Source organism: Lutibacter sp., assembly GCF_040883305.1.
In the GTDB taxonomy this organism is placed as follows: domain Bacteria; phylum Bacteroidota; class Bacteroidia; order Flavobacteriales; family Flavobacteriaceae; genus Lutibacter.
Genome location: NZ_JBFLKT010000105.1, coordinates 1 through 4,615 on the forward strand (window position 1 = coordinate 1; position 4,615 = coordinate 4,615).

3 protein-coding genes and 1 pseudogene are annotated in these 4,615 nt (G+C 30.5%); 3 read left to right on the forward strand and 1 reads right to left on the reverse strand.

All coding sequences use genetic code 11. The features are described from left to right. The coding region (gene mfd / locus AB1Z17_RS03140; RefSeq protein WP_368050335.1) for a transcription-repair coupling factor at nt 1-2,863 on the reverse strand (2,863 nt) is incomplete at its 3' end. Nucleotides 2,864-2,952: 89 nt separating this feature from the next. Between mfd and AB1Z17_RS03145 the strand changes: the two genes are divergently transcribed. The 3 genes and pseudogenes from AB1Z17_RS03145 to AB1Z17_RS03155 all read left to right on the forward strand — a co-directional run. After that, nucleotides 2,953-3,396: a TerB family tellurite resistance protein gene (locus tag AB1Z17_RS03145; RefSeq protein ID WP_368050336.1), complete on the forward strand. Its 444-nt coding sequence runs from the start codon at nt 2,953-2,955 to the stop codon at nt 3,394-3,396. 71 nt (nt 3,397-3,467) lie between these two features. Then, complete coding sequence (locus tag AB1Z17_RS03150) at nt 3,468-3,902, forward strand: TerB family tellurite resistance protein (RefSeq protein WP_368050337.1); 435 nt, start codon at nt 3,468-3,470, stop codon at nt 3,900-3,902. Between the two features lie 105 nt (nt 3,903-4,007). Further along, nucleotides 4,008-4,615: pseudogene (locus AB1Z17_RS03155) on the forward strand (hypothetical protein); the annotation flags it as partial.

Genomic DNA, 4,615 nt, shown 5'->3' on the forward strand with positions numbered 1-4,615 from the left:
CTTTTAATTCTTCAATGGTTTCAGTCAATATTTTCTGATATGTGTCAAAACCAATATCGTTAATAAAACCGCTTTGTTCGCCTCCTAATAAATCACCAGCACCACGAATTTCTAAATCTTTCATGGCAATATTTATTCCACTTCCTAAATCGGTAAATAATGAGATGGCTTCAATTCGTTTTCTGGCATCATCTGTCATCATATGATACGGTGGCGTAATAAAATAACAGAACGCTTTTTTGTTTGAACGTCCAACTCTACCACGCATTTGATGCAAATCGGAAAGTCCAAAATTATTTGCATTGTTTATAAAAATAGTGTTAGCGTTTGGAACATCTAAACCACTTTCAACAATGGTAGTTGAAACCAATACATCAAATTCATTATTGATAAAAGCGAGCATTAAATTTTCTAATTTCTTACCATCCATTTGCCCATGTCCAATCCCAATTTTAGCATCAGGCACCAAACGTTGCAATAAACCAGCAACTTCTTTTATATTTTCAATTCGGTTATGAATAAAAAATACTTGTCCACCACGCTGAATTTCGTAACGAATAGCATCACGAATAATTTCTTCATTAAAACGAATTACGTTACTTTCAATAGGAACACGGTTTGGTGGCGGAGTACTTATAACCGATAAATCTCGCGCAGCCATTAAACTAAACTGCAACGTTCTTGGAATTGGAGTTGCGGTAAGCGTTAACGTATCAATATTTTCTTTAATGGTTTTTAATTTGTCTTTTACTGCAACACCAAATTTTTGTTCTTCATCAACAATTAACAATCCTAAATTTTTATACTTTATAGCTGTATTAGTTAATTGATGTGTACCAATAACAATGTCAACAGAACCATCTTCTAAACCAGCTAAAACTCCTTTTCTTTGATTTGCTGTTCTAAATCTGTTTAAATAATCAACCGTTACGGGGAAATCTTTTAAACGCTCACTAAATGTTTTAAAATGTTGAAAGGCTAAAATGGTGGTTGGCACTAAAATAGCAACTTGTTTTCCGTTGTCAACAGCTTTAAAAGCAGCTCTAATTGCAATTTCAGTTTTTCCAAAACCAACATCACCACACACCAATCGGTCCATTGGTTGTTCACTTTCCATATCATTCTTCACATCTTGAGTAGCTGAAGATTGATCTGGAGTGTCTTCATATAAAAAACTAGCTTCAAGTTCGTGCTGTAAATAACTGTCTGGTTGGTATTGAAATCCTTTTTGAAATTTTCGTTTTGCGTATAACTCAATTAAATTATAAGCAATATGACGGATACGAGATTTGGTTTTTTGCTTAAGGTTTTTCCAAACTTTGGAGCCTAATTTATGAAGTTTAGGAGCCTTACCATCTTTACCATTGTATTTTGATATTTTATGAAGTGAGTGAATGCTGATGTATAAAATATCGCGTTCGCCATAAATTAGTTTAATAGCTTCTTGCTTTTTTCCTTCAACATCTATTTTTTGAAGTCCTCCAAATTTCCCAATACCATGGTCAATATGTGTTACATAATCTCCAATTTCAAGATTGGTTAATTCTTTTAAACTAATAGATTGTTTTTTAGCGTACCCATTTTTTAAACGGAATTTATGATAACGTTCAAAAATTTGATGATCGGTGTAACAAACTAATTTATTATCTACGTCAATAAATCCCTGGTATAATGGAAAAACTATGGTTTTATATTCAATTTCTGTATCAACATCTTTAAAAATATCATGAAAACGATTTGCTTGTTTTTGAGAATCGCAGAACAAATAATTGGTATATCCTTTTTCAGAATTTTGATGAAAATTTTCAATCAATAAATCAAACTGTTTGTTAAAGGCAGGTTGTGGTTTTGTGTTGAAGATTATAACATTGTTTTCTCCATATTGAAGAATTTTTTGTTGCGCTTTAGAAGTAACTCCTGCTTGCAGTGCATTTACAATTTCAACAGTTGTAAAATCTTTTAATTGTTTTTTTATGAGTGAACCATTGCAAAAAAGTTCACTTGGCACGGCGTGATTTATGGCAGTTGCTAATTTTTTAAACTCATCTTCTGCTTTTGAGAATAACTTATTTAGTCTGTCAGCAAATAGATCTGTATTTTTAGTAAAAACAACCGTTTTAGGTGAAATGTATTTTAAAAAGCTATCGCGTTTTTCATCTAATGCTTTATTTTCAACATTTGGCATGATGCTAACTTTTGTTAGCTTTTCGGTTGAAAGTTGGGTTTCTACATCAAAAGTTCGAATACTATCTACATCATCACCAAAAAACTCAATTCTGTAAGGTTCATCATTGGAGAACGAAAACACATCAATAATACCACCACGAACTGAAAACTCACCAGGTTCAGTAACAAAATCAACTCTATTAAAATGGTATTCAAACAAGACTTCGTTTACAAAATCTAAACTTAAATTATCGTTTACACCAATTTTTAGCGTGTTTCTATTTAGTTCTGCTTTGGTTACAACTTGTTCAAACAACGCATCTGGATACGTAACAATAACAGCAGGTTTTTTTCTGGAATTTAATCGGTTTAAAACTTCCGAACGCAATAAAACATTGGCATTATCAACTTCTTCAATCTGATAAGGCCTTCGGTAAGATCCTGGATAAAAAAGTACATCTTTATCATTTAACAATTGTTCTAAATCGTTTAAATAATAAGCGGCTTCTTCCTTATCATTAAAAATTAATAGGAATTGTTTATCTGCTTTTTTAAAACTTTCTGAAATAATAAAAGACAATGAAGATCCAACCAAATTCGAAATTTGAATTTGTTGTTTTTCTTTAGAAAGTAATTGAACCAATTGTTTATTTTCTACAACTTGTTCGTAGTTTTTTATAATATTTTGCTTACTCAACTGTGGCAAATTTTGCCAAAGGTAGCATTTTATAAAAAAATTAAAAATAATTCCGTAAATTTAGGTAGCTAAATTAAAATTGAAAAGTTATGATGTCTATCTCAGATTTATACCCAACAGGGTTGCACGAACAAAATATAGGGCATTTTGCTTCCATTGTTAGATTGGCTTTACTTGATAATGTAATAAATTCTGAAGAGCACAGGTTGTTAGAAAGATTGGCAATTAGACTGGACATTACTAAAAGTGAGTTTAAAGCGATTTTAAAAAATCCAACTAAATTTCCTGTAAATCCTCCAGTTAGTTACGATGATCGTTTAGAACATTTGTACGATTTAACAAAAATGATGTTTTTAGATAAAAATCCAACTATAGATAAAACGTCGTTAATGGATAGAATTGCTGTTGGTTTAGGTTTTCCTGTTGAAAACGCAAGAGCTATTGTAAAAGAGGCAATTAAATTCTTTTTAAAAGAACCAGATATGGAAGATTTTAAAAAAGTAATTAAAAAAGTAAATCCTATGAAGCATTAATAACATATTTATTTTTTTAAATTGCAATTGTTATATAGGTTTATTTATATTTGCGTTTTAAAAATGTAAATATGTCTATATCTAATTATAACCTAAGTGGCGACCAAAAACGAAATATTGAGCATTTTGCAAGTATTGTAAAATTAGCTTTAGCCGATGCTGTAATTACAGAAGGTGAAGAAAAGCTACTTAAAAGATTAGCTAAAAGATTTCATATATTAGATGATAAATATAAAGAAATTCTTGAAAATTCGGATAAGTACCCGCGTAAAGGGTTTCATAGTTACAATGAAAGAATAGAGCACTTGTACGATTTAGCAAAAATGATTTATGCAGATGATGCAGTTTCTATTAAAGAAGCAAGTGTTTTAAGAAAGATTTGTGTTGGTTTAGGTTTTCCTATTAACAATGTAGAAAAAGTCGCAGATGAAGCGATTCATTTAATCTTAAAAGACAACGATTTAGAAGATTTTACAAAAGCCATAAAACAAGTAAATAAACAATAATTTAATTAGTAATGTTTGTGTCAAATTAATTACCCCATAATAAATATAATTTATTAAAATAATTTGCGTTATAAAACATTAGTAATCAACAAACCCCTTCGAACTATGAAAAACGGATTGTTTAAAAATATATTACTATTACTCATTATTAATGTAATTTTTGCGAGTAAAGTTTACTCTCAAGATCAATTTAATAAATGGGTTGTAGGTATAGGTATAAATGCCGTGGATTACTTTCCAACACTGAACCCTACACATCATCCAGGTTTAGACCCTTCAACAGGAAATCCAGATGGGTTTTTTAATGAAATTACAAATGCTCAAGATCATTGGAATGTTTTTGCTCCAAGGGTTAATGTAGCAAGACATTGGAGAAATAGAATTTCTATAGATGTTTCTTTATCAGTAAATAAAATAACCAAATACGGAAATATTGAAATAGATGCAATACCGTATTATGCGTTAGATGGTAATTTACAATATAGCCTTGTTAATCCAGAAAATAAATTTACGCCCTTTATTTATGCAGGTGGAGGTTATACCTTTGCTGAAAGAAGTGGTGGAACTGTAAATGCAGGAATTGGCGGAAACTTTTGGTTTAACGAATCTTTAGGGGTTAATGCACAAGCAGGTTATAAATACAATTCTCCAGATTTTCAACTAATACCGCACATGTTTTATTCTTTTAGTGTAGTAATGAAATTAAACGCACA